General features: G+C 56.1%; 25 protein-coding genes. 21 read left to right on the forward strand and 4 right to left on the reverse strand.

Annotation, left to right across the window (positions count from 1 at the left end):
* Positions 1-2: 2 nt before the first annotated feature.
* The 16 genes from ACHZB8_RS03820 (at position 3) to ACHZB8_RS03895 (ending at position 18093) form a co-directional block, all read left to right on the forward strand.
* Entirely contained in the window at positions 3-1715 is a 1713-nt protein-coding gene (locus ACHZB8_RS03820; RefSeq protein ID WP_316858803.1) for an ABC transporter permease subunit, read from the forward strand.
* 31 nt (positions 1716-1746) lie between these two features.
* Entirely contained in the window at positions 1747-2412 is a 666-nt protein-coding gene (locus ACHZB8_RS03825) for an ATP-binding cassette domain-containing protein (RefSeq protein WP_316858805.1), read from the forward strand.
* A 46-nt stretch (positions 2413-2458) separates the two neighbouring features.
* The gene (gene hrpB / locus ACHZB8_RS03830; RefSeq protein ID WP_316858807.1) at positions 2459-4933 is read left to right on the forward strand and encodes an ATP-dependent helicase HrpB; all 2475 of its coding nucleotides are present in this window, start codon (positions 2459-2461) and stop codon (positions 4931-4933) included.
* 492 nt (positions 4934-5425) lie between these two features.
* Positions 5426-6424 carry a BMP family ABC transporter substrate-binding protein gene (locus ACHZB8_RS03835; RefSeq protein WP_316858808.1) on the forward strand — a complete coding sequence of 333 codons (999 nt, stop codon included), beginning with the start codon at positions 5426-5428 and terminating at the stop codon, positions 6422-6424.
* A gap of 344 nt (positions 6425-6768) precedes the next feature.
* Positions 6769-8352 carry an ABC transporter ATP-binding protein gene (locus ACHZB8_RS03840; protein WP_316859190.1) on the forward strand — a complete coding sequence of 528 codons (1584 nt, stop codon included), beginning with the start codon at positions 6769-6771 and terminating at the stop codon, positions 8350-8352.
* A complete protein-coding gene (locus ACHZB8_RS03845; protein WP_316858809.1) occupies positions 8349-9470 on the forward strand; it encodes an ABC transporter permease in 1122 nt (373 codons plus the stop codon). The genes ACHZB8_RS03840 and ACHZB8_RS03845 overlap by 4 nt, the downstream gene beginning before the upstream one ends.
* A 12-nt stretch (positions 9471-9482) precedes the next feature.
* On the forward strand, positions 9483-10454 hold the full coding sequence (locus ACHZB8_RS03850) for an ABC transporter permease (RefSeq protein ID WP_316858811.1): 972 nt from the start codon (positions 9483-9485) through the stop codon (positions 10452-10454).
* A gap of 21 nt (positions 10455-10475) precedes the next feature.
* Positions 10476-10919 (forward strand): cytidine deaminase, encoded by a 444-nt coding sequence (gene cdd, locus ACHZB8_RS03855; RefSeq protein WP_316858812.1) that lies wholly within the window; start codon positions 10476-10478, stop codon positions 10917-10919.
* Positions 10920-11020: 101 nt separating this feature from the next.
* Positions 11021-11830 carry a purine-nucleoside phosphorylase gene (locus tag ACHZB8_RS03860; protein ID WP_316859191.1) on the forward strand — a complete coding sequence of 270 codons (810 nt, stop codon included), beginning with the start codon at positions 11021-11023 and terminating at the stop codon, positions 11828-11830.
* A 47-nt stretch (positions 11831-11877) separates the two neighbouring features.
* Complete coding sequence (deoC, locus tag ACHZB8_RS03865) at positions 11878-12636, forward strand: deoxyribose-phosphate aldolase (protein ID WP_316858814.1); 759 nt, start codon at positions 11878-11880, stop codon at positions 12634-12636.
* The gene (gene deoA / locus ACHZB8_RS03870) at positions 12636-13946 is read left to right on the forward strand and encodes a thymidine phosphorylase (protein ID WP_316858815.1); all 1311 of its coding nucleotides are present in this window, start codon (positions 12636-12638) and stop codon (positions 13944-13946) included. Before deoC ends, deoA begins: the two co-directional genes overlap by 1 nt.
* Positions 13947-14021: 75 nt before the next feature.
* On the forward strand, positions 14022-15260 hold the full coding sequence (locus ACHZB8_RS03875; protein ID WP_316858816.1) for a phosphopentomutase: 1239 nt from the start codon (positions 14022-14024) through the stop codon (positions 15258-15260).
* A 17-nt stretch (positions 15261-15277) separates the two neighbouring features.
* Positions 15278-15550, forward strand: coding sequence for a hypothetical protein (locus ACHZB8_RS03880; RefSeq protein WP_316858818.1), 273 nt, complete (start codon positions 15278-15280; stop codon positions 15548-15550).
* A 48-nt stretch (positions 15551-15598) separates the two neighbouring features.
* The gene (locus ACHZB8_RS03885) at positions 15599-16600 is read left to right on the forward strand and encodes an adenosine deaminase (RefSeq protein ID WP_394706081.1); all 1002 of its coding nucleotides are present in this window, start codon (positions 15599-15601) and stop codon (positions 16598-16600) included.
* A 149-nt stretch (positions 16601-16749) separates the two neighbouring features.
* The gene (gene upp / locus ACHZB8_RS03890; RefSeq protein ID WP_316858819.1) at positions 16750-17379 is read left to right on the forward strand and encodes a uracil phosphoribosyltransferase; all 630 of its coding nucleotides are present in this window, start codon (positions 16750-16752) and stop codon (positions 17377-17379) included.
* 156 nt (positions 17380-17535) lie between these two features.
* The gene (locus ACHZB8_RS03895) at positions 17536-18093 is read left to right on the forward strand and encodes a TIGR02281 family clan AA aspartic protease (RefSeq protein WP_316858820.1); all 558 of its coding nucleotides are present in this window, start codon (positions 17536-17538) and stop codon (positions 18091-18093) included.
* Positions 18094-18131: 38 nt separating this feature from the next.
* Here the strand turns inward: ACHZB8_RS03895 and ACHZB8_RS03900 are convergent, their stop codons facing one another.
* A complete protein-coding gene (locus ACHZB8_RS03900) occupies positions 18132-18746 on the reverse strand; it encodes an HAD family phosphatase (protein WP_316858821.1) in 615 nt (204 codons plus the stop codon).
* Between the two features lie 162 nt (positions 18747-18908).
* On the opposite strand from ACHZB8_RS03900, the gene ACHZB8_RS03905 reads away from it, so the two are divergent.
* Positions 18909-20033 carry a PhnD/SsuA/transferrin family substrate-binding protein gene (locus tag ACHZB8_RS03905; RefSeq protein ID WP_316858822.1) on the forward strand — a complete coding sequence of 375 codons (1125 nt, stop codon included), beginning with the start codon at positions 18909-18911 and terminating at the stop codon, positions 20031-20033.
* 63 nt (positions 20034-20096) lie between these two features.
* On the opposite strand, the gene ACHZB8_RS03910 is transcribed toward ACHZB8_RS03905, so the two are convergent.
* The 3 genes from ACHZB8_RS03910 to ACHZB8_RS03920 all read right to left on the reverse strand — a co-directional run bounded on the left by ACHZB8_RS03910 (position 20097) and on the right by ACHZB8_RS03920 (position 21970).
* The gene (locus ACHZB8_RS03910) at positions 20097-20666 is read right to left on the reverse strand and encodes a TadE/TadG family type IV pilus assembly protein (protein WP_316858823.1); all 570 of its coding nucleotides are present in this window, start codon (positions 20664-20666) and stop codon (positions 20097-20099) included.
* Between the two features lie 52 nt (positions 20667-20718).
* Positions 20719-21294: a TadE/TadG family type IV pilus assembly protein gene (locus ACHZB8_RS03915; protein WP_316858824.1), complete on the reverse strand. Its 576-nt coding sequence runs from the start codon at positions 21292-21294 to the stop codon at positions 20719-20721.
* Positions 21295-21493: 199 nt separating this feature from the next.
* Positions 21494-21970 carry a pilus assembly protein N-terminal domain-containing protein gene (locus tag ACHZB8_RS03920; RefSeq protein WP_316858825.1) on the reverse strand — a complete coding sequence of 159 codons (477 nt, stop codon included), beginning with the start codon at positions 21968-21970 and terminating at the stop codon, positions 21494-21496.
* Positions 21971-22452: 482 nt separating this feature from the next.
* Between ACHZB8_RS03920 and ACHZB8_RS03925 the strand changes: the two genes are divergently transcribed.
* From ACHZB8_RS03925 to ACHZB8_RS03940, 4 genes are all read left to right on the forward strand, one after another.
* Complete coding sequence (locus ACHZB8_RS03925) at positions 22453-22632, forward strand: Flp family type IVb pilin (protein WP_316858826.1); 180 nt, start codon at positions 22453-22455, stop codon at positions 22630-22632.
* Between the two features lie 213 nt (positions 22633-22845).
* On the forward strand, positions 22846-23370 hold the full coding sequence (locus tag ACHZB8_RS03930) for a prepilin peptidase (RefSeq protein WP_316858827.1): 525 nt from the start codon (positions 22846-22848) through the stop codon (positions 23368-23370).
* Between the two features lie 547 nt (positions 23371-23917).
* Positions 23918-24691, forward strand: a complete 774-nt coding sequence (cpaB, locus tag ACHZB8_RS03935; protein WP_316858828.1) for a Flp pilus assembly protein CpaB — start codon at positions 23918-23920, stop codon at positions 24689-24691.
* Positions 24688-26214, forward strand: coding sequence for a type II and III secretion system protein family protein (locus ACHZB8_RS03940; RefSeq protein WP_316858829.1), 1527 nt, complete (start codon positions 24688-24690; stop codon positions 26212-26214). The genes cpaB and ACHZB8_RS03940 overlap by 4 nt, the downstream gene beginning before the upstream one ends.
* Positions 26215-26235: the final 21 nt, after the last annotated feature.

A 26235-nucleotide genomic window follows, 5' to 3' on the forward strand; every position in this document is an offset into this window, starting at 1 on the left:
CCATGACAAATACAGAAAAGGGCTCTTTGCTCTTTCGTCCTGCCCCGCTTCTGGCTCTTTTGCTCATGCTCGGCCCCATTCTGGCCGGGTTATTGGGTGTGTTGCTGCCTGCCTTTGGCTGGATGCCGGTTCTGGGGCAGGAGAGACTGACCCTTGCGCCATTTTCTGATCTGTTTGTGACCCCCGGTCTTTTGCGCTCGCTTGCGCTCAGTCTTGCAAGTGGGCTGATCGCCACATGCCTTGCAGTGCTGCTGACCATTGGCCTGCTGGCTGGCTGGTCGGATACTCGCCTGCTTCGCTCAATGCAGCAGTTGATTTCTCCGCTTCTGTCCATCCCCCATGCGGCCACTGCTTTGGGGTTTGCCTTTCTGTTCGCCCCCTCTGGCTGGCTGGTCAGGATGATATCGCCGGATCTCACTGGCTGGAGCCGCCCGCCGGATTGGCTTTTTCCTCATGATCCCTTTGGCCTTGCCATGATCATCGGGCTGACGATCAAGGAAATGCCATTCCTGTTGCTGGTCTCTCTTGCGGCCTTGCCGCAAATAGAAGCTGGCAAGATGGCAACGGCTGCCCGGACCCTTGGATATGGCAAGGTTGCCTCATGGCTCTATGCTGTCTGGCCAAGACTTTATCGCCAGATCCGGTTGCCCGTTTTTGCCACCATCGCCTATGCTTCCTCGGTTGTCGATGTGGCGCTCATATTGGGGCCGACCAACCCGCCGACGCTGGCGGTGCAGCTTGTCCGCTGGATGAGTGATCCCGACCTCTCCATGCGGTTGCTTGCATCGGCCGGAGCCTTGCTGCAACTGGTCGTAACCCTTGCCGCCTTGGCGCTCTGGTGGTTGGCGGAACGCATCCTGAGCCACCTTATCGCCCATGCCATCGGCACCGGCCGCCGTTTTCAAAAAGACGGTGTGATACGCTGGCTTGGCGCCTTGTTCAATATTGCTGCTGTCGTCATCATGCTTTCGGGACTGGCGGGTCTGGCGTTATGGTCCATTGCCGGGCTCTGGTGCTTCCCGGACGCCATGCCGGTCACTCTGACCTTGCAGAACTGGATGCGCCACGCCTCGATGCTGAGCGAGCCGCTTCTCAATGCCTTGTTGATTGGCCTGCTCTCGACCCTCATCGGTCTTCTTGTCACTATCGCCTGCCTTGAGACCGAGTGCCGCGCGCACCGCACCCCGGCAAGCCGCAGCCTTTCCATTCTCTATTGGCCGCTCATCGTGCCGCAAGTGGCCTTTCTTTTCGGCTTGCAACTGATCGCGATCTCGCTGGATGTTGCCTATTCCCTCTGGTCGGTGGTGCTGAGCCATCTGGTCTTTGTGCTGCCCTATATTTTTCTCTCACTCGGAGCCCCCTGGCGCGCGCTTGATCCGCGATTTGCCGGGATTGCCGCAAGTCTTGGGCACGGGCCATGGAGTATTTTGTTCAGGATCCGTCTGCCCATGCTGCTGCGGCCGATCCTGACGGCGGCGGCCATTGGCTTTGCGGTTTCCATCGGGCAATATCTGGCGACGATTCTCATGGGCGGAGGGCGCTGGGAGACCATCACCACCGAGGCGGTCTCCCTCAGCGCCGGTGGCAATCGCCGTCTCATCGGGCTCTATGCCATGCTGCAAATGCTACTGCCATTTCTGGGGTTCCTGCTGGCGGTGGGCGTGCCTCACATCCTGTTCAGGAACCGCCGCGACATGGCCCCCACGAACCGCTGAACATACGCAACGTCAGGAATGGAAACAGACAATGCCAGAGGCAGACACCAGCAAAGCGGGATTGCAGCTTGAGGAGATAAACATCAAGCTTGCGGGCCATGCCCTGATCGACCTCTCGCTCTCGGTGTCTCCGGGCGAGATCGTGACGATCATGGGGCCGTCCGGCTCGGGAAAATCCTCCTTGCTCGCCTATCTGTGCGGCTTTCTCGCCCCGGACTTCAGGGCCGGAGGCAGAATTCTGCTCAATGGCAAGGATATTACATCCTTGCCCCCGGAACAGCGCCATCTGGGCATCCTGTTTCAGGATCCGCTGCTGTTTCCTCATCTTTCGGTGGCTGGCAATCTGGCTTTTGGCCTGTCTGCCGATTGCAAAGGGCGGCAAAAAAGAGCGCAGACAATCGCCGGAGCGCTTGCGGACATCAATATGGACGGCTTTGAAGCCCGTGATCCGGCAACGCTTTCCGGCGGTCAAAAGGCGAGGGTGGCGCTTGCCCGTGTGTTGCTGAGCGAGCCCAAAGCGCTGCTGCTGGACGAACCCTTTTCAAAGCTTGATGCTGACTTGAGAGCCCAGATTCGTTCCCATGTCTTTGGCCGCGCACGTCAAAAAGGGTTGCCAACCCTACTGGTAACCCACGATGAAATGGATGCCGAAGCAGCCGGAGGGCGCATCATTCGGCTCGACCCTTGCGGCTTGTAGGATGAAAATCCTTGCCTTTGAGCCGCCAAGCGGGTAGGGGCAGGGCATGACTGCAACAACTGCTACCCCCTTGCCCGATCTGCCCATCAGAGAAGCCCTGCCCGCCTTGCTCACTGCGCTTGAGGAAGGCACGCGTGCCGTTTTGATCGCACCGCCCGGCGCGGGCAAGACCACGTGCGTGCCACTCGCCTTGCTTGACCAGCCATGGCGTCTTGCAGCGGAAGGCAAGGGCCGCATCATCATGCTTGAGCCGCGCCGCCTTGCGGCTCGCGCTGCCGCCCGCCGTATGGCTCAGCTTCTGGGTGAGCCGGTGGGTAATCGGGTGGGCTATCGTGTGCGCATGGAAAGCCGCATATCGAAGGAAACCGTCATCGAAGTGGTCACCGAGGGTGTCTTTGCCCGGATGATCGTCGAAGATCCCGGACTGGACGGTGTGGTCGCTGTTTTGTTCGACGAATTTCACGAACGCAGCCTGGACGCCGACATGTCGCTGGCTTTCGCCCTGGAAGCACAGGCCGCCTTGCGCGAGGACTTGCGCCTTGTGGTCATGTCGGCAACGCTGGATGGTGGCCGCGTCGCAGCGATCCTTGATGAGGCTCCGGTCATAGAGAGCATGGGTCGCACCTTCCCGGTGGAGACCCGCCATTTGCCGCGCAAACCACATGATCGGCTCGAGGAAGCGGTGACCGCCGCGGTGTATCAGGCAATGTCCGGGGAAGAGGGCTCTGTCCTTGTCTTCCTGCCCGGACAGGCCGAAATCCATCGGGTCGAGGAACGCCTTGCAAAAGGATTGGGCAAGGATATCATCCTTGCTCCCCTTTATGGCGCCCTTGAGGGCAAGGATCAGGATCGCGCGATTGCGCCCGCGCCAAAGGGCAAGCGCAAGATCGTGCTCGCCACGTCCATTGCCGAGACCTCGCTGACCATCGATGGGGTGCGCATCATCATAGATGCAGGCCTTGTAAGGCGTCCGCGCTTTGAGCCGAATCTGGGGATTGCGAGGCTTGAGACCGTTCGGGTATCCCGTGCCAGCGCCGACCAGCGGCAGGGACGTGCGGGCCGAACCGAACCCGGCATTTGCTATCGTCTGTGGGACAAGGGCCAGACAGCAGCCTTGCCTGCATTCGAGCCACCGGAAATCCTCCAGACCGATCTGTCCCGTTTGGTGCTGGATCTGGCGCTTTGGGGCGAGAGCGATCCCACAAATCTCAAATGGCTCGACGAGCCACCGGCTGCCGGTTGGGCCGAGGCGGTCAAGTTGCTGCAATCCTTTCATGCCCTTGATGACAAGGGAGGCTTGACCGATCACGGTCGGGCACTGGCCGTCTTGCCGCTGCCGCCGCGTCTTGCCCATATGCTGGTCAGGGCCCGTGCGTTGGACGTCGAAGCACTGGCCGCCATGATGGCAGCTCTGCTGACCGAAGGGGGCCGGTTGCGCCACAATGACATGCGACGACTGTTGCAGGATCTTGTTACCGGCAAATTGCCCCGTGCCAAAGACATCAAGGCATTGTCAAAGCGCTGGGTCACTGGGGATCAGCGACAGACAATCGATCCCGAACAGGCAGGGCGAATATTGGCGCTTGCCTATCCCGACCGCATCGCCATGCGGCGAGGTGTGGAAGGGCGTTATCTGCTTGCCTCTGGTCGCGGAGGCGTGTTGCCCCCCGATGATCCTCTGGTCGTGGAAAGCTTTCTTGTGGTGGCCGACCTTCAGGGCGCAGCCTCCAATGCCCGCATCACCCTTGCTGCTCCCATCGCGCGCAAGACCCTTGAGGATGAGTTAGCTTCTCTCATCTCCGAGAGAGAGGCCATCACCTTTGAGCGCCAGACAGGGGCCGTATCCGCAAAGCTGCAAACCTGCCTTGGCCGGATTGTCCTTGCCGAAAAACGCCTCAAGCAGCCGTCTCAGGAGGCCGTTGAAACGGCTCTCATTGATGCCATACGCAAGGAAGGCTTGCGTGTCCTGCCCTTCTCCAAGGAGCTTGAGCGCTGGCGGGGCCGGATCCGCTTCATCGCCGCCAGAGACGAGGGCTGGCCCGATTTCTCCGATAGCGCCTTGCTCGAAACGATGGAGACCTGGTTGCAGCCTTTTCTCTCCGGCAAAACCGCACTTTCCGAGGTGTCCGCAGGAGACCTCAAGGCAGCACTTCAGGCCCGGATTCCCTATGACCGTCTTCAGGCGCTCGAGACAGATCTGCCCACCCATTACACAGTTCCCACTGGCTCGAAAATTCCTATCGATTATGGAGCCGAAAACGGACCGGTGCTGGCCGTTCGTGTGCAGGAACTGTTTGGCCTTGATCACCATCCTTCCATCATGGGCGGCAAGGTTCCGCTCCTGTTGCATCTGCTTTCGCCAGCCCACAGACCCATTCAGGTCACACGCGATCTGCCAGGCTTCTGGCGTGGCTCCTGGAAGGATGTGAAGGCCGACATGCGCGGCCAGTATCCCAAACATGTCTGGCCCGATGATCCTGTCAGCGCCGAGGCGACCCGACGCGCCAAACCGCGCAAATAACGCTTCGTCATTTCGGATTTTCAAAAGATTCGGCAAGGCACCGCATTCGGGCCCAGTTATCAACGACTCATTGTCTTTTCAGATGGTAGCAATTTGATTTCAAATGATCTTGAAATGAGAGCATTTTGAGAATCAGGGCCGATTGTTTTGAAAAATTATTCCAACTTTTCGCAGATTTGCCGAGGATCAGTTTTTCTTTTAACGAACAGGCCGGACCAAAATCCCGATTTTGCACTTCTTTGTGGCGATTCTTCAGTTTTGACCGCTTCTCGGTATTGAAAACTGAAAATTCTGGCTGCAATGAAAGCAAGACCATGCAAGACTGTCGCCAATGTTTCGTTCAGATCCGTGTCGCAAGCCAGATGGAAAGGGAAGGCAAATCGTCTCCCTTGAACCACGAGCTCGCTATTGGAACTGACAAAGCATAATGAACAACAGATCGTTTCATCGGTCGATGAGCAATCGAGACCACACCAATTAAAGGGGTTAAACATGTTGCGTCAATTTTTTGGTGCTGCCGCTCTTGCAACCATGATGGTTGTTGCGCCAGCCCTTGCTGCTGAAATCAAGCCTGCCGTTGTTTATGACCTTGGCGGTAAAAACGACCAGTCCTTCAACCAGTCTGCCTATTTTGGCGCTGAGAAATATCTGAAAGACACCGGCGTTGCATATCGCGATTTCGAAATTCAGAATGATGCCCAGCGCGAACAGGCCATGCGCCGCTTCGCTCAGAAAGGCTTCAATCCGATCATCGCGATCGGCTTTTCCCATGCGGAAGCTCTGAAGAAAGTCGCCCCCGAATTCCCGGAAACCAAATTTGCGATTGTCGACAGCGTTGTTGATCTTCCAAACGTTCGCTCGATCAATTTCAAAGAGCATGAAGGGTCCTTCCTGGTCGGCCTGCTTGCTGCCAAAGCGTCCAAGACCGGCAAGGTCGGTTTTGTTGGCGGTATGGACATTCCGCTTATCCGCGCTTTTGCCTGCGGCTACAAAGAAGGTGCCAAAGCTGCCAATCCTGACATCGAAATCTTTGAAAACATGATCGGCACCACTGGTGCTGCCTGGAACGATCCTGTGAAGGGTGGTGAATTGACCAAATCCCAGATCGATCGCGGTGCTGACGTTGTTTATCACGCAGCAGGTGGTTCGGGCGCTGGCGTTCTTCAGGCTGCTGCCGATGCCGGCAAACTGGGCATCGGTGTTGACTCCAACCAGAATGGCCTGCATCCGGGCAGCGTTCTGACCTCCATGGTCAAACGCGTTGACGTCGCTGTCTACAATGCCTTCAAAGATCTCGCAGACGACAAGTGGACGTCCGGTATCTACAATCTCGGCCTGGCCGAAGATGGCGTTGCATGGGCTGACGATGACAACAACAAAGATCTGATCACCGCTGACATGCGTGATGCCGTCGCCAAAGCGTCTTCCGAAATCATCGATGGCAAAATTGTTGTTCACGACTATCGTGCCGACAACAGCTGCCCGTTCTGATAAGGCGGACAATTGAGACACCGTGTGCCCCGTCCATGCTCTTGCAGGGCGGGGCTCATGCATATGACGAATTGTCGATCCATTTGATCCAGACTGAAGAACAGCATCCCGATATAGAAGAATACGAAAAGGGATAGCAATCACGAGAGCTGCGAACAGGTCTGATAAGAGAAATGCCCACCCATACCGCTTGAACGCAGTGCGCTATCAGGCGGGTCCCGGTTTCTTGGTTTTCAAAGAATAGGCGGGAGGGGCTGATAATTGGGGAATAAACATTGCACTTGGACGAGCAAACGAGCGGGCAAGGCGAAGATGACCACGGAACGACAGGGTCCGATGGGTCAATGAGCGCCGAAGTGCCTGCCATTCGGCTGGTTGGTATCGAAAAGCGTTTCGGTCCGGTCTATGCCAACAAGAATATTGATCTGACCGTTTCAAAAGGGTCGATTCATGGAATTATCGGCGAGAATGGTGCTGGCAAGTCGACCCTGATGTCGATTGTCTATGGCTTTTATCAGGCCGATGGTGGTCAGATTTTTGTCAATGGCAAGCGCGAACAGATCACGGACAGCCAAAAGGCCATCGCGGTCGGCATCGGCATGGTTCATCAGCATTTCATGCTGGTCGACAATTTTTCCGTGCTTGAAAATGTGGTGCTTGGCGCCGAGGGTGGCATGACCCTGAAGGGCGGCATGGATCGCGCCCGCAAGGAGCTGAAATATCTCTCCGACGAATATGAACTGAGCATCGATCCCGATGCCCTCATTCAGGATCTCCCGGTTGGTTTGCAACAGCGGGTCGAGATCCTCAAGGCGCTCTTCCGCGGTGCCGATATTCTCATTCTGGACGAACCGACCGGCGTGCTGACACCGGCCGAGGCCGATCACCTTTTCCGTATTCTCGGTCAATTGCGTGATCAGGGCAAAACAATCCTGCTCATCACGCACAAGCTGCGCGAAATCATGGCCATTACCGACAAGGTATCGGTCATGCGCCGCGGTGAAATGGTCGGAACGGTCAACACCGCCGAGACCACCGTGGAGCAGCTTGCCGAAATGATGGTTGGCCGCCATGTGCTTCTCAATGTCGAGAAACAGCAAAGCCAGCCGGGGCGCGAAGTGCTCAAGGTGGAAAATCTCACCGTGCGCGACAAGCGCGGCGTCGATCTGGTCAAGAATGTGTCTTTCTCGGTTCGGGCTGGCGAGATTGTCGGCATCGCCGGGGTGTCCGGCAACGGCCAGAGCGAGTTGCTCGAAGCCATCGCGGGCATGATCACCGCGCGCTCGGGAAGCATCAGCCTGAATGGCGAACCGGTTCACGTCACCCAGAAGGCCGATGCGCTCGACATGCGCCATCGCGGCATGGCCCATGTGCCCGAAGATCGCCATCGCTCGGGCCTTGTGACCCAGTTCCCCGCCAAGGAAAACATGATCCTTGGCTATCAGGACCAGAAGAAATATGGCGAAGGGCTGTTCTTTGATCTCTCCGCCATCCTCGATGAAACGCAGAATTTCATGGAGGAGTTCGACGTGCGCCCGGTCGATCCGAACCTGAAGGCGGCCAATTTCTCCGGTGGCAACCAGCAAAAGCTCGTGCTGGCGCGCGAAATGAAGCGCGACCCGGATCTGCTGCTCGTCGGCCAACCCACGCGCGGCGTTGACATCGGCGCGATTGAATTCATTCACAAGCGCCTGATCGCCATGCGCGATGAAGGCAAGGCCGTTCTATTGGTATCCGTTGAGCTTGATGAAATCCGTTCTCTGTCCGACCGCATTCTGGTGATGTTTGACGGCTCTGTGGTCGGTGAAAAGCCCGCCGGAGCGTCAGAGCAGGAACTGGGGCTGATGATGGCCGGGATCGCCGAAGGATCCAGCACCGACACAATCGCCCAATCAAGTGAGACCGAGACCGCAGGAGGCGCACAATGAGTGCTCAAAATAGCAAACTGCCTCGCTGGGTCGACTATGGATTGATCCCGCTTCTCAATCTCAGCGCCGCACTTCTGGTTTCCGGGCTTGTCGTTCTTCTGATCGGAGAAAATCCGCTCGAGGCCGTCTATTGGCTGGTACAGGGCTCGCTTGGCTATAGTGAAGGCATCGGCTTCACGCTCTATTACACCACCAACTTCATATTCACCGGCCTTGCCGTTGCGGTCGCCGCTCATGCGGGTCTGTTCAATATCGGTGGAGAAGGGCAGGCCTATGTCGGGGGCCTTGGCGTCACGCTTGTCTGTCTTGCCCTTGATCATTTCGTGCCCTGGTATGTCACCTTCCCTCTGGCCTTTCTGGGGGCAGCCTTGTTCGGGGCGGCCTGGGCAGCCATTCCGGCCTATTTGCAGGCCAAACGTGGCAGTCACATCGTGATTACCACGATCATGTTCAACTTCATCTCCTATGCCCTGATGTCCTACCTTCTGGTGCGCGTTTTCAAGCAACCCGGCTCCATGCAGCCCGAAAGCCGCACCTTTCTGGAAGCGGGCCGTCTGCCCTTCATCCATGATGTGGCTGGCTGGTTCGGCATCGATATGGCATCCTCGCCGCTCAATCTGTCCTTTGTTGTTGCCTTGCTCGCCTGCATTTTCGTCTGGCTGCTGATCTGGCGTACACGCCTTGGCTATGCCATTCGCACCTTTGGCACCAATGCTGACGCAGCGGTTTATGCGGGCATGAATCTCTCTCGCATCATCATCATCACCATGATGATTTCCGGTGGCCTTTCTGGCCTCATGGCACTCAACGAGGTGATGGGAGCCCAGAACAGGCTGTTGCTCGATTTCGTCAACGGCTATGGCTTTGTCGGCATCGCCGTGGCCCTTATGGGCCGCTCTCATCCGGTCGGCATCATCATGGCTTCGATCCTGTTTGGCATGCTCTATCAGGGTGGTGCGGAGCTGGCCTTCGAAATGCCGAAGATCACCCGCGACATGATCGTCTCCATTCAGGGTCTGGTCATTCTGTTTGCTGGCGCAATGGAGCATATGTTCCGGCCAGCACTGGTGCGACTGTTCACATCATCCGGCTCGAAAGAGCCGACTCAGGACGCTTGAGGGAGAGGGATCATGGACTTTTTGCAAACACTCATGCTCGTGACCGACTCTGCCGTTCGGCTATCCGTTCCGCTGATCTTTGCCTGTCTGGCAGGGCTCTATTCCGAACGCTCGGGCGTTGTCGATATCGGCCTTGAAGGCAAGATGCTCGGTGGTGCCTTTGCTGCCGGATGCATCGCAGCCATTTCCGGCTCTGCCTGGCTCGGGCTTGGCGCAGCCATCCTTGTTTCGATCTTTTTGGCGCTGGTGCATGGCTATGCCTCGATTACCCAGCGCGGCAACCAGATTGTCTCCGGTGTAGCGATCAACTTCGTTGCCAGTGGCCTCACCGCCCTTCTGGGGCAGGCCTGGTTCAGCCGTGGCGGCAAGACCCCGCAATTGCCCAATACGGCGCGCTTTACCGAAATTCAGCTCCCCTTCGCTGACGCAGCCAGAAATATCCCTGTGCTGGGAGATGTCTATGCCGATATCATTTCGGGTCACTCGTTGCTGGTCTATGCCTCCTTCATTGCTGTGCCGATCACATGGTATGTGCTGTTCCGCACCCGTTTTGGCTTGCGCCTGCGGGCGGTGGGCGAGAATCCCGGAGCGGTTGATACTGCCGGTATTTCCGTGGCCATGATGCGCTATCGCGCGGTGATCATCACCGGTATCCTGTGCGGCTTTGCTGGGGCCTATCTCTCGATTGCCCAATCCGCCGGTTTCTCCAAAGACATGACCGCAGGCAAGGGCTATATTGCGTTGGCCGCGCTTGTCTTTGCCAAATGGAAGCCGGTCAATGCGCTTGGTGCCTGCTTCCTGTTCGGTTTTCTTGATGCAGTGGCCATCCGCATGCAGGGGGTGTCTCTGCCCGTCATCGGACAGGTGCCGGTGCAGGCCATGCAGGCCTTGCCCTATATCCTGACGGTCATCCTGCTGGCAGGCTTCATCGGCAAGTCCATTCCGCCAAAAGCCAGCGGCACCCCTTATGTCAAGGAACGCTAGAGCCAGAGGCAGGAGCATGTGATGAACAAACCGACCCTTGAGGTAACCGGGCAAAGTCTCGCCCTTCTCGATCTTGCAACAAAGGCGCGGGACAAGGCCCATGTGCCCTATTCGCGCTTTCCCGTCGGGGTCGCCTTGCGCACCCGAAGCGGCAGTATCCATGTCGGCTGCAATATCGAGAATGCGTCCTACCCGGAAGGCTGGTGCGCGGAAACCTCCGCCATCGCAGCGATGGTCATGGCCAGTGACGATGCCATCGAAAGCCGGTCGATTGAAGAGGTGGTGGTAATTGCAGATCATACCCCGCCGATCACCCCATGTGGTGGCTGTCGGCAGCGCCTGAAGGAATTCGGCAGTGCTGACACGGTCATCCATGCTGCGGATCTTGGCGGCATCCGCCAGAGCTTCAGGCTTGGGGATCTGTTGCCTGCGGCCTTTGATCTGGAAGAAAACAGGGATCTTTAGATTCCGGTTGAAAAAGCCCGTCAAACAAGGATTGATACGGATAGTACTGAGCGCATTGACGCTCGTGAATGAACGAATTTGGAGGGAGAGGGGACATGACGATCACAGGTCTAGCCCAGGACGCGGCCAACCGTGTTCGGGAGAAGGTGAAAGGCCCGGTAAAAGTGGGCATGGTGCTTGGCTCCGGCCTTGGTGCGCTGGCCGATGAAGTGGAGGATGCTGAGCGTTTTCCTTATCAGAAATTGCCAGGGTTTCCCGTTTCTTCGGTTTCGTCGCACGCTTCTGAGCTGGTCGTCGGTACGCTCAATGGCGTCAAGGTCGCGATCCTTGCCGGACGTGCCCATTATTATGAAAGCGGCGATGCCACCGTCATGAAACAGCCCCTTGCGACGCTCAAGGCTCTGGGGTGTGAACAATTCCTGCTGACCAATGCCGCCGGATCACTGCGCGATGACGTCGCACCGGGGGAGCTGATGCTGATTGACGACCATATCAACTGGTCTGGACGCTCCCCCCTTATCGGCATTGAAACAGACGACCGCTTTGTCGGCCTCACTGAAGCTTATGATTCCCAGATGCGATCCGACCTGACCCGCGCTGCGGCCAGCGCTGGCGTGACGCTCAAATCCGGTGTCTATGCATGGTTCTCAGGGCCAAACTTCGAGACCCCGGCCGAAATTCGGGCCGCGCGCATTCTGGGGGCTGATGCGGTTGGCATGTCGACCGTGCCCGAAGTTATCCTTGCCCGCTGGATGGGGATCAGGGTCGCCGCCATTTCCACCATCACCAATTATGGGGCGGGCATGACCGGCTCTGAATTGTCGCATGAGGAAACCAAGCAGGTCGGCCCCATTGGCGCCCAAAAGCTGATTAAGGTGATCAAGGCCTACTTGCAGGACATGGCCTCTTGATCCTCGAGCCTTCTTGAGTGTGCAACCTTTTTGATAACGGGAATAAGATGGAAACCCAACAGTTGGCCCGAAAGGCCATTTCGCTTCTCGATCTGACCAATCTCAATGATATCTGCGATGATGCCGCGATTGAAGATCTGTGTGCACGCGCTCAAACCCCCTATGGCAACACCGCCGCCGTTTGCGTCTGGCCGCGCTTTGTCAAAAAGGCCAAGGAGTGCCTTGCCGGAACCGGCATAAAAATCGCCACCGTCGTCAATTTCCCGCAAGGGGGCGAGGATCTGGAGCCGGTTTTGGCAGAAACCACCGTCGCTTTGGCTGATGGAGCAGATGAAATTGATCTGGTGATTTCCTACAAGGCCTTTATGGCTGGTCGCAAAGGCTTCGCTGAAAACATGATTGCCAAGGTCAAGGCCGCCATTCCTGCACCTGCGAAGCTCAAGACCATCCTTGAAACGGGCGAACTCAAAGAGCCTGAACTTATCCGCCAGGCATCCATCATGGCAATCGACGCGGGCGCTGATTTCATCAAGACCTCAACCGGCAAGGTTGCTGTCAACGCCACGCCCGAAGCGGCCGACATCATGCTCAGTGTCATTGCCGAAAGCGACAGCCCGGTTGGTTTCAAACCCGCTGGCGGCGTCAAGACCCTTGAGGATGCAGGCACCTATCTCGCCATTGCCGAGAAATATATGGGTGCGGAGTGGGCCAGCCCGGAAAGCTTCCGTTTTGGCGCCTCCGGAGTGCTTGACGCGTTGCTCGCCGCAATGGAGGGCCAACAGGCCGAGGCAAAAGAGGGTTATTGATGCTACCACAGGAAATTATCCGCAAGAAACGGGACGGCGGAACCCTCAGCCCTGAGGAAATCCAGTTTTTCATCGGCGGGATCGCCGGGGGCTATGTTTCCAATGAACAGCTTTCCGCGCTCGCCATGGCGGTCTTTTTCAAGGACATGACCATGGATGAACGGGTCTCCCTTACAAAGGCGATGCTGGAATCGGGATCGACCCTTGACTGGTCCGAACTGGCCGGGCCGGTGGTCGACAAGCATTCGACCGGTGGCGTTGGCGACAATGTTTCGCTGATGCTGGCCCCGGCGCTTGCCGTTTGCGGCGCCTATGTACCGATGATTTCCGGCAGGGGCCTGGGCCATACCGGCGGGACGCTCGACAAGTTCGATTCCATACCCGGCTATGTTACCCAACCCGACAATGACCTTTTCAGAAAGGTGACCCGTGAGGTCGGCTGCGCCGTGATCGGTCAGACGGCAGATTTGGCTCCGGCAGACAAGCGCTTTTATGCCATCCGCGATGTGACTGCCACGGTCGAGAGCATTCCGCTCATCACCGCATCGATCCTGTCGAAGAAACTTGCCGCTGGCTTGCAGGGACTGGTGCTTGATGTCAAATCCGGCTCCGGTGCCTTCATGCCAAGCCATGAGCAAAGTGTGAAGCTTGCCAAAAGTCTCGTGGCCGTTGCCAATGGGGCCGGGGTGAAGACCTCTGCTCTCATCACCGACATGAATGAACCGCTGGCGAGTGCCGCAGGCAATGCGATCGAAATGAAAAATGCGGTGCAGTTTCTGACCGGTGAGGCCATCGATCCGCGCCTCTGGGACATCACGGTTGCTCTCTGCGCGGAAATGCTGCTGATCACCGATCTGGTCTCGAGCCGCGAGGATGGAGTGGCAAAAATCGAGGATGCCTTCCGCTCGGGCAAGGCTGCCGAGAAATTTGGTGAAATGGTCACTGCCCTTGGCGGCCCGTCCGATTTCGTCGAGAAAATGGACAGTCATCTGAAGCTCGCTCCGATGGTTGCCGACATCTATGCCGATGAAGACGGCATCGTGACCGGCATCGACACGCGGGAAATTGGCGTTGCTGTCGTCGAACTTGGCGGAGGGCGACAGCGGGCGACGGATCCGATTGATCATTCCGTCGGTTTTGACCATCTGTTGGGACTGGGCAAAAAGGCAGATGCCAACAGCCCGCTCGCGAGGGTCTATGCCAACAGCGAAGATGAGATTGCAAGGGCCAGTGTCAGGGTCAAGGCCGCCTTCACTCTTGGTGAGGGAGCCGCGGAGCATCCCTGCATCTATGACATCATCGAGCCCTGAGCCCGGCAGTCACATCATTCAGTCGAGCGGCGGGGCAAATCCCGACCGCTCTTTTCGAGAAAAAGGGGGTGCCGCATGGCACGCGCATTTCTTCTGGTCCTTGATTCCTTCGGCATCGGCAACGCGCCGGACGCTGACAAGTTTGGCAAGCCGGTTTCTGACAAGGGCTCCGACACCCTTGGCCATATCGCCGAGGCTTGCGCCATGGGAGCTGGCGACAAGGAGGGCTTGCGGTCTGGCCCCCTGAAACTGCCGAATATGGACCGCTATGGTCTGGGGCTGGTTGCCAAAAGCGCGACCGGCACCCGTCCCGTAGGGCTTGACTATGCCGGAGCCCCGGAAGGGATCTGCTCCAACGCCTCCGAAATGTCCATCGGCAAGGATACCCCGTCCGGTCACTGGGAAATTGCCGGTGTTCCGGTTCCCTTCGACTGGGGCTATTTCCCCGATGAGCAGCCGACATTCCCGCCTGAGCTGACGCGCATGTTTATCGAAAAGGCCGGGCTTTCCGGTATTCTTGGCGACAAGCATGCCTCGGGCACCGTGATCATAAGCGAGTTGGGCGAAGAGCATATCCGCACCGGCAAGCCGATTTGCTACACCTCGGCAGACTCTGTCTTCCAGATCGCGGCCCATGAGGAGCATTTCGGCCTAGATCGCCTGTATGAAATTTGCGAAATCGCCTTTGATCTCGTAGCCCCCTACAATATCGGCCGTGTCATTGCCCGCCCCTTCATCGGCGAGACGCCAGCCGATTTCGTGCGCACCGGCAACCGGCGCGATTTTTCGGTCCTGCCACCCGAACCGACTCTTCTGGATCGCGCCAAGGCTGCCGGGCGAGAGGTGTTCGCCGTGGGCAAGATCTCCGATATTTTCGCCGCCCAAGGGGTGACGAAAAAAAGGAAGGCAACGGGCAACCCCGAGATTTTCGATGTGACCCTGAAGGCCATTTCCGAGGCAGGGGATGGCGATCTGGTCTTCTCCAATCTGGTCGATTTCGACATGCATTATGGCCATCGGCGCGATGTGCCCGGCTATGCCGCCGCGCTGGAATATTTCGACGCCCGCATTCCCGAGCTGGAAGCGGTGCTTAAGCCCGGCGACATGGTGATCCTGACCGCCGATCATGGTTGTGATCCCACATGGCAGGGCACCGATCACACCAGAGAGCAGGTTCCGGTTCTGATTTTCGGCCCCGACATCGAAGGCCGCTATGCCGGACAGCGCTCCACCTTTGCCGACATTGGCGAAACGGTTGCCGAACATCTGGGGCTTGCTCCGGGCGAGCATGGAAAGAGCTTTCTGAAGCTGTAGGCCGGAGGCGCGAAACGATGGACAGACAGGGCATCAGAGCCGCTGGCCTTTGCAGTCTTTGGCTCCTTCTCTCCACCCCGGCACTGGCCGAGACGGGGGGAGAGAAAGCCTGCCCCACCAATCCGGACGAGGCTGCACGGCAACTCTGGCCGCGGGCCAATGCGCTTGCCATGCAAGCGAACAAGCTGACCGCCAAACACCCCTGTGGGCGCTTTGTACAATGCAAGCGGAGCTATCCCCTTCCCACATGGCGTTGTCAGTGGAAAACAAGACAGTCAGCTGGCTTCTGATCTCAAACGGGCCAACAGATCCAGCCGAATTGGAAATTTCAAGGGACCATGATGAAACCGACCGGTCAAACTCTCCTCAAAGCAGAATTGCATGTTCATATTGAAGGCGCCGCCCACCCAGAGCTGGTGGCACGGCTCGCGGCGCGCCATGGCAAGAATCTTGACGCCTTCATGCGCAAGGACGGCAGCTATATCTGGTCCGATTTCACCAACTTCCTTGAATGCTACGATCAGGTTGCAGACGTCATCTGTACGCCGGAGGATTATGCGGATCTGACCGAAGACTATCTTCTGCGCAATGCCGCAGAGGGCTGTTTCTATACGGAATTCTTCCTCTCGCCTGATCATGTCGCCCGGCTTGGCATGAGCTATGATAATCTCATGGAAGGGGTGAGCGAGGGCTATCAACGAGCCAGGACAAGAAGCTTGGCCGATGGCTTTCCCATCGAGGCACGCTTCATCGTCACCTGCCTCAGACATATGGGGCCGGAAGCTGCGATCAAGGTGGCCGAGCGGGTCACCGCAAAGCCGCATCCGCTCGTTACCGGCTTTGGCATGGGAGGCGATGAACGCCTGTTCTCCCAGCAGGCTTTTGCGCCAGCTTTCGCAATCGCCCATCAGGCCGGCCTTCAATGCACCACCCATGCAGGCGAGTTCGGCGGACCGCAAAGCGTTATCGATGCGCTTGATCACCTGCCGGTCACCCGCATCGGACACGGGGTCCGATCTGTCGAGGATCCCGATCTGCTCAAACGCCTTCGGAACGAAGACATAACGCTTGAGGTCTGCCCGCAATCCAACATCGCCCTTGGCCTCTATCCGTCCCTTGCCGAGCATCCGCTTGAAAGCCTGATGCAAGCCGGGGTGAAGACAACGATCTCCTCCGATGATCCTCCCTTTTTCGCAAGCTCGATTGGCAGGGAGTATGATCTTTTCCAGTCCCAAACCGGCTGGAGCAGTCAGGAGATGGAGCAATTCACCCGCCGCTCGCTTGAGGCTGCCTTCATCGATGATGAAACCAGAGCGGGACTTCTTCGCCGCCTTGCCTGAGCTCTCACGGCAGCACGGGACCAGTTGATTAAGCCTGAGTTGGAAAAACCGTTTATCAACGACCCTGCAAAGGACCCAGTTGCTTGCTCTTCTCATGCCGCATAGGCTAAAACGAGCGAAATTTTACAATCTTTCGAGGGATTCGGGCCATGCAGCAGGTTACTGTCGTCGATCATCCGCTTGTCCAGCACAAGCTTACCATCATGCGGGACAAAGCAACGTCTACCGCGTCTTTTCGCCAGTTGCTGCGGGAAATCGCCCATCTGCTCTGCTATGAGGCAACGCGCGAACTGGAAATGACCACCAAGCGGATCGAAACCCCCTTGATGGAAATGAGAGCGCCGACCCTTGCAGGCAAGAAGCTGGTCTTTGCCTCGATCCTGCGTGCTGGCAACGGCCTGCTTGAAGGCATGCTCGATCTGGTGCCCGCCGCCCGTGTCGCTCATGTCGGGCTTTATCGCGATCCTGTCACATTTGAAGCAGTCGAATATTATTTCAAGGCACCCGACGACATGGAAGACCGTCTGGTCATTGCTGTCGACCCGATGCTGGCAACCGCCAATTCTGCCGTGCTGGCCATTAACAAGCTGAAAGAGCGCGGTGCACAGAATATTCGCTTTGTTTCGCTTCTGGCTGCGCCCGAGGGCATCGCGGCCTTCACCAAGGCACACCCGGACGTCCCTGTCATCACCGCCGCAATCGACAAGAAGCTGAATGAGAAAAACTACATTCTCCCCGGTCTTGGCGATGCGGGTGACCGCATGTACGGCACCAAATAGCCTTGTGTCCCTTTTGGTAAACAGGATCGGGGCGCTATTTCAGGTCTTGTTTACCAGCGCAGGCAAAAACCGTCTTTGACGCTTGTGAGTTTTAACCTCTGGGAGGCAAATCTCTGGCATCTTGGGCTCGATGCTCAAATCTGGAGAAAGTCTCCCATGGCGCGGATCGTTCTTTTTGCCCTTCTTGCCATTGCTGTCTTTGTGACACTGCCGGGCCTTGCAACCGACTGGCTCGTCAAAAATGGCTATATGGAGCAGACCGAGGACGGGGCACTTTCCCCAAGTGATGACCAGATCCTTTCGGCCGGCGAGCCATCGGATTCTTCTTCCGGCAGCGCGGGGTATCATCGCGTGGTGCTCAAGCCGGGGCGGGGAGGGCATTATTATGCCAGTGCCTTTTTCAACAACAAGAAAATACGGGTTCTCATCGATTCCGGGGCAACGCTTGTGTCTTTGACCAACAAAGACGCGCGTCGTCTGGGCTTGGCCCCGCAAAAAAGCGATTACACTGCCAAAGTGCGCACCGCCAACGGCCTCGTGCATTATGCCCGCGCTCATGTCCGAACCATTCGCATAGGCTCGGTCAAAGTCCACGATGTCGATGTGTTGATCGCACCTGAAGGCGCTCTCGATCAGACCTTGATGGGCATGAGCTTTCTACGCAAACTGAAGACTCTCAAGATGGAGCACGGCCGACTGATTTTGGGAAGCTGAAGCCCTTCTGCCGGTCCGGCAAAAAGGCTCTCCCTTTCCTAGAGATCGAACCCGTAGCCGCGCAGGGCTTCCGCCAGCAGGTAGGGGCTTTTGAAATGATGGGCGTGCATCCCAACCTTGCGCGCACCCTCGATATTGGCAAGGCTGTCATCCACGAAGAGGCAATCCTTCGCCGAGAGATTGTTCCGCTCCAGCAGAATGTTGAAAATCCCTGCATCCGGTTTGATCACCTGCTCGGTTCCCGAAACAACAATATCGCGGAACTGCTTGAGGGTCTGAAAGCGCTCCTGACATTCTGCAAAGGTGTCGGCGGCGAAATTGGTGATCGCATAAATCGGAACATTCATTTCCTGAAGTCGTTCCTTGATCAGTACGCTGCCGGCAATAACGCCGGGCACCATATCATGCCAACGGGCGCGAAAGGCACGGATTTCCCTTTCAAAATGCGGGAACTTGGCGATCAGATCATCTTCCGCTTCTCGCCAGTCGCGTCCCAAATCCTGTTGCAGATTCCAGTCCTGAAGGCCAGTCTCGTCGATAAATGCCTGACTCTGCTCCCTGTCAGCGAAAAACGATTCATAAAGATAATGCATGTCCCATCGGATCAACACATTGCCGATGTCAAAAACAACAATTGTTGGATTCTGTGTCATTGGAAGCTCTCTTTTCGTCTTTCATCTGCTTGCGATTGATCATGATGACATAGCATCGCAAGATGACCTATATATGATTCGAAAAAAATTGTTTCTGGGGGATAGCGTTAGTCAATGCGGTATCAATCTTCAAGCGGTCTGGTTGCAAAAAGGCAAGATGTCATGAAGCGGTTGGTCGGGTGCCTGATGAAAAGCATGCTGTCAGCCAGTCTCGGTTTTTGCATGCTCGGTGCGGCCCTTGCTCAAGAGGCGGTCGAGAGACGGACACTTGAGCCGCTGCAATCTCCAGCGCAGTCGGCTCCCTTGCAACAACCGGCCGCGTCAGAGGACAATGCGGCGACTGCCCAGCCGATGCCCAAGAGTGCCGAGGAAGCCGAACATGGCGAGCCATCGGGTCTTGCGGAGGCGGCTGATGACGGGGATTCGGCAAATGTCATCGACTTGTCCGAACCCAGGAAACCCCTGCGGATCGGGCTCGTGGCCGAGCGGGGAACCATTTATCTTCAGGCCCGGATCGAGCCGTTCCGTTCCTATCTTCAGGAAACATTGTCTCGCCCCGTCGAAGTCATAGCCTTCAACACGATGCGGTCTCTGATGGCTGCCCATATCGGTCACCAGATCGATTACTCGGTCTATCCGGCAGGTGTTTTTGCCATGGCTTATGCATCTTGCGGCTGTCTCACGCCAATTGTCGCACCGGTTTCAAAGGAAGCACCGGACGGCACCTATATGCTGTTGGTGGTGCGCGGAGAAAGCGGCATCAAGAGCCTTTCCGACATGGCGGGGCGGACCATGGCCCTGTCATCGAAAAACGGGGCTGTGCCCTATTTCATGGCATTGAATGAGTTGAAGAAAGCGGGCCTGAATCCGGATCGTGACCTGTCTTCGCTTGTTGCCAGATCCGACCCGGCCGAGGCGTTGACACTGCTTAGGGACGGCGTGGTCGACGCTGCTCTTGTCTGGTCGAGCACCAGGTATAATCAGTTTCTCTTTTCCAGAAGGGGAGCGGTTGCCTCCTTTGTTGAACAGGATGGCAAGGGGGCGAGCGATGGGGCGAGACTGGATTTCGTTTCCATCTGGCATTCTCCGGCAATCCCCGCAGGGCCGCATGCCATTCACAATGACCTGCCCAAACAGGAAAAGGCCGATCTTGTGACGGCCTTGAAGGAAATGAACAAACGCGACCCTGAAGCCTATGACGCCATAGAGCGCTATCACAGTGGTGGCTTTCGCAGTGTCGACCTCAGCGACTATGCACCCCTGATCGAGATTGCAACGACCAAATGATCCCGAAGGAAACGGGGTCGGGACAATTCAGATCAGCTGCCGGAGAACTGTTGCGAAGGTCTGTCACTCTTCGCAATTGAGCTCTGCATCGCTTCTGGGTGAAAACAGGGCCGTGTCCCGGAATGTCATGTCGGTCAGTCCGATCTTGCTGCCAAGAAAAGAAACATCCTTGTTCAGCGCCTTGAATTCCACTTCAACGGCTGACAGGACATAATATGTGTTTGCAACCCTCAGACCTTCAGGGATCGTGTTGCTGTCGATCTCTGCATCCCCGAACTGGCAGCTGACATTCAGGTCGCCATCGCTGTCGACTTCGACACCCATGATGCCAATCCGATGGGTGAAGCCATTGTAGGGAAACAGGATTTTCTCGGCGATATCCTCAAAGGTCGCCTGATCGCTGACTGTGATATAGTCATCCTGACTGGCCAGGTTGGCAATGGAGGTTGCAAGATGGGCGGTTTTTCTCTTGGTCAAGACTGCCTTGGTAACTTCCCATGAGCCAACGGCAAGAAGACACATCACCGGGATCACGATAGCAAACTCGATGGCCGAAACGCCCCGTTCATCCCTGGAAAAATCGGCGAGACTGGAGCGCAGGAAGGACAGGAAAGGCAAGTGTTTGATCTGCATGATCTACCACCCCATTGACAGGTGAGGGAAAGACGAGGGCAAGGCCATCCGTTTACTCATAGGGTTCACTTCGAAAGACCATGACGGAGGAGAGGATGAAATTGGGGCTGGCATCGGAGTCAAGCAGAGAGAAGATCTGATTGACCGCCGCCATCGGCAAATAGGCCTTGACCATGACATAATCGCTGGCTTCACCCGGATCATAGGTCTCCTGACCGATATCGAGCGCTCCATCTGTCATCGGCGCCTTGAGATCAAGATCGGAAATATCCTCGCTGCTGGTCACATCCACAATGATGCTGGACAGACAGTCGCTGGTTGAAATGGCCACGCCATCGCAAATAAGAGACTTGAACCCGCTTTTCGAAAGATTGGACGAGGCGACCGCGCCCACCCGGATCTGGCGTCCGGCCTGTTGGGTCGCATCTTCAAGCGTCGTGTTGGCCAGATAGACATAGCCCATGGCAATCAGCATATAGAGGAAGGCCAGAAACGGCAGCGCCAGGATCGCAAATTCCACCGCAGTCGCGCCGTCACAATCCGTGATGAAACCTTTGCGTTGGTGAACGGGTTTCAAGCGCAGACTGTCCGTCAATCTATTGATGTGCGATCGAAAAAACTGTCGCATGGGAGGTTCCTAAAGGCCATTGAACAAGCAGGTCGTGCCGCTGGACGGGATCACTCGCGCCAAAGCTGCATCCAATATATGGGACAACAATGACATAAAAGCCTTTATGAATAATTGGGAAAACTGGTTAACGACTTCTCAGCACACCGGTTGGGCCGGGCGAGAGAGGGGACTATATCAATGATATGGTCTTGATCTGTCAGTTCGGTTCCGGGCTGACTTCTTCACCCTTGGAGACTTTGCTATAGAACTGGATGCCACCAGCCAGAGCCTCGAGAGTGGACTTGTCGTCGCCCAACCGATAGACCGGTTCACAATCAGGCGAGCAATGCAGAGTGCTTCGAGCCAGGCCTTTATAGACTGTAACATTGTTGTCCTTGGCAGCCGAGACACTCAGGAGCTCATCGGCAATGGGCTCGCCAGCCGCATCAAGAACAATGAGATTGGTCGTACCATATTGCTTGCCGGTGATGATCAGGGTCTGACTGTCCTTGATTGTCGCATCCGCTATGGACGGGTTGCCGATGATGATCATGGCTGCCGGACGTGAAACACGCATGACCTTGGCCCGGTCCATCTTCACATCGATCACCGGATAGGACTGTTCTGCCTTGGCAGAAGGGGCCAACAGACAACCGACAATGAGCAATCCAGACAAAGTCGATACGAATTTCATTATTCGTCTCCATAAACGGGGCTGGTTTACGCAAGCAGCAAACCACTATCACTGAGCTACACTGGACAAAAATGGTGAAGGAAGCCTTAAGGCAGGCTTTCAGGCTGCTGCGCTATGTCATTCCGTTTGGTCGTTCAGGTAATATTGAATTCAATTTTTTGCGTAAATGTTGAATTGAACTAAGAAAATTGTCAGTGTTATCACTTTGTTATCCATGTTATACATAGTATAATTTCTTAGCATGTCTATTTTTCTTAATATTATTGAATGATTAACTTTGTGATTGCGGAAATTATATTTAAATTTTTTTAACCAAAACACAGAAGCATCGCAGTTGTATAGAATTTTGACCTTTGATTTAATAGAATAGAAACACTTAATTGATAAATCTACCCGTGTCCGAAAGGCAATTGCATAACAAAAAAATCATAGAGCCCTCCGGTCAAAGAGCTGTCAAATTGTGGAATTTTTAGGAGTCCAAAATGAAAAAATTCGCTCACTTCCTTAACGACGAATCTGGTGCAACCGCTATCGAATACGCTCTGCTTGCAGGTCTTATCGGTGTTGGCATCGTCACCGCAGCAACCAACCTCGGCGACGCAATCAACACCCTGTTCGGTAACATCGAAGAAGAACTCGAAGGCGTTACCGTCGGCGAATAATCGTCAGTATTCTTCCTTGAGAAGAATTCGGAATTCTATGAAGGCTGCCTAACGGCGGCCTTCTTTTTGCGCATGAAAAGCAAATTTTATCATATATTTCAATTATTTGGTAATCATTTTCAGGGATAGTCGAAACATCGGAAATGTGCTTGATACGCTCAATGAGCAGGGGCAGTTGATGCCATCAGGTCTGTTCGAAAAGGGGATGAAGAGATGATGAATACCGTATTTGCATGGGGTCTGCTGCTTTTTGCGCCGCTCGTCTTTGCCTATGCGGGCAGCTCGGATCTCTTCAATATGCGCATTTCCAATCGCCTTGCCCTTGTCTTTCTTCTTGCCTTTCCGGTTTTTGCCTATGGGGCCGGGCTCAGTCTTTACGATGGCATGACCCATGTCGGCGTCGGAGTTCTTACGCTTCTCGTGTCCTTTATCTTCTGGAATTTCGGCTGGATTGGTGGTGGCGATGCCAAATTTGCCGCCGTTGCCGGTGTCTGGATGGGGCCTGAATATGGTCTTGTCTTCTTCGCCATGGCCTCAATCTATGGAGCGGTCATGACGATCTTCATCATTCTTTTCCGCTCGCGCTTCATGCCAGCCTTTCTGCTCAAGATGGATTGGGCCTTCCGGCTCTACTCGGTCAAACGCGTCCCCTATGGTCTGGCCCTTGCTGCTGCCGGTCTTCACATCTACTCCATGTCCAACTGGATGGAAACCGGTATCCGTCTGGCGCTCTCCTGATCGGAAAATTTGGCCCTACCCGTTATTGGTGTGTCCCTGAAAGACTGTATGAAGGTCGGTGAGGTCGGTTCAACCGGCCTTTTTTCATGGCATCTGCCATGTTTCCGAGAGTTAGGTTTGCATGGCCTGAACGGACTGTGACAAAGCGGCCTTCTCTGTTGCAGGCCGCATCGAGCCCTGCCGCAAGGTTCTTTGTGTCAACTTCAAAAAACAGACTGATCGTGGACGAAAGGCTCTGAAAGCGCTGAAACCCGCTCTCTTCCTGGACCAAAGGCGCCCGAGGCCTTCCCTCGGTATCCTCGACGCCAATCCGGACGAACCCGGTACATGTGCAGGAGGGCAAAGCCAGCAGAGGACCGCGCATAAGTCATTGTTCGAAATCGTCGACGGAATTGTAGCCAAATGACAGAATTCACTCTTTTTGCAAAATTAAGCCGATATTAATCCTGCCCGCTTACTTGTCGTTAACCATAAGTGGTGGAGACTAAGGCCGGGCGCCCTTGCGCTCGGAATGCGTCTGATGCCTGAACAGCTTGGGAACTTGGACATGAAAGTAGCGCGTATCGCCGTAATTGCCGTAGCTTTGATCGCAGGACTCTTTGCGCTCATCCTGGCCCAGACCATGGGTGGCAAGAAGCAGGTTGTCAAAGTCGAGCCTGTTCAAAAGCAGGCTTCGATTGATTTGGTTGAAGTCCTGACCGCATCGAAGAATGTTTCGCTGGGAACCAGTCTCACGGCGGACTTGTTCGTTTGGCGCAAATGGCCAAAGGAAAGCACCGGCCCCGGTTATATCATCCGCGATGGTCGACCTGAAGCGGATAGCGAACTGGTTGGGGCGGTGGCCCGCGGGTCCTTCCTTGAAGGCGAGCCGATCAACGAAGCAAAGCTGGCCATTGGCGGCAAGGGCATGATGTCCTCGGTTCTGCCAAAAGGCTATCGCGCCGTTGCGACATCGATTTCGGCAGAAACCAGCGCCGGCGGTTTCATCCTCCCCAAGGATCGGGTTGACGTGATCCTGACCGATCAGAACAAAAAGGGCGTGTCCTCCGAGACCATCCTGAAGAATGTGAGAGTTCTGGCCATTGACCAGACAACCGAAGAGAAAGATGGCGTCAAGGTCGTCGTTGGCGAGACGGCAACCCTTGAACTGCTTCCCCAACAGGTCGAGACGCTGACAGCCGCTCAGGCCGAGGGCTCGATTTCTCTGGTTCTGCGTTCCCTTGAAGATGCCGAGGAAGAACAGGACATCGCCCAGACAAGCACAGGCACCATCATCTTGGTGCGATCCGGTATGATGAGTAAAAGGACCGTGAAGCAATGATTGAAGTTTCTCAAGTCTGCAATATGCCCCATGATCGCGCTTCTGACGGCGCAGATCACGCAGATCGGCTTCGGCTCGGATTTCAGGATCATTTCGCTTTCGCCGGTCCGCAACGCGTTCACTACAGGCTGCGCATCATTCTGCTCGCGATTTTCTGCCTTCTTGCAACAGGTCTCATGCTGCCCTTTGGCGAAGCTGAGGCCGCTTCTACAATGCGTCTTCAGGCAGCAAGCGCCAATGGGCGCAATATCGACGTCGGCCTTAACAAGTCCGTTGTCATTGAAACGCCGCGGGACGTAAAGGACGTTCTGGTCTCCAGCCCGTCCGTTGCCGACGCTGTGGTTCGCACGCCTCGTCGCATCTATATTCTGGGCATGCAGATCGGCCAGGCCAACGTCATCCTTTTCGACGGCAAGGGCAATCAGATTGCCAGCTTCGACGTCAATGTGGCGCGTGACAATTCATCGCTTGCCGCCCTTCTGCGTCGCATGATTCCGGGGTCCAACATCAAAGTCGATGGCATCGGCGAAGGGGTCGCGCTTTCCGGCTCCGTCCGCAAGCCTGCCGATGCGGAAAAGGCCATGGATATAGCCGCTAACTATGTTGGGGACCGCAAAAAGGTTTCAAACTATATCTCGGTCGAGGCCCGCGAACAGGTTCAGATACGTGTCACCGTGGCAGAAGTTCAGCGCACCGTTATCAAGCAGCTGGGCGTCAGCCTTGGCGGAGACTTTGCCAGTGGCAATTTTTCGGGCAGTGGTGTCATATCCAACCCCTTCTCGGTTGCTTTGCAGAGCCTGTCAAGCACATCTCTGGGACTTGGTCTGACGGGCAGCTCCGGTTCGATTGCGTCGGCAATCGAGGCAATGGAGCGCAATGGTCTGGTCCGTCGGCTCGCAGAGCCCAATCTGACGGCGATTTCCGGCGAGAAGGCAAACTTCCTGGCCGGTGGTGAATTCCCGGTTCCGGTCGGTGTTGAAGATGGCAAGGTTCAGGTCGAATTCAAGGAATTCGGTGTTTCGCTCGCCTTCCGGCCGATCGTGCTGTCTGAAAACCGCATCAGCATGCAGATCAAGTCCGAAGTGTCGGAGATCGATTCAGATACGACCGTTACGGTTGGCGATTCAAGCTCCACCATCACGATCCCCGGGTTGAAGACCCGCCGGTCTTCGACGACGCTGGAACTTCCCTCCGGCGGAACGATGGTGATGGCTGGCCTGCTGCGAGATGAAGTCCGCAAGAATATCGATGGCTTCCCCTATTTGAAAGATCTGCCGGTTCTTGGCGCATTGTTCCGCTCCCGCGACTACAAGCGCAGCCAGACCGAACTGGTGTTCTTTGTAACCCCCTACATCGTTCAGCCGATTGCCCGGTCACAGGCGGCATTGCCCACCGAGAATGTGCATGTGTCCACAGACAAGAATGACATTTTCTGGGGGGCATTGACCCGGCGTTATGACATCTCCGGCGCCAAGGGGCGGAACCAGAAATATAATGGCCGATTTGGCTATAGTTACGAGTGAGGCGAGGCAATGTTCAATCAA

This window comes from uncultured Cohaesibacter sp., assembly GCF_963556055.3.
Taxonomy (GTDB): domain Bacteria; phylum Pseudomonadota; class Alphaproteobacteria; order Rhizobiales; family Cohaesibacteraceae; genus Cohaesibacter.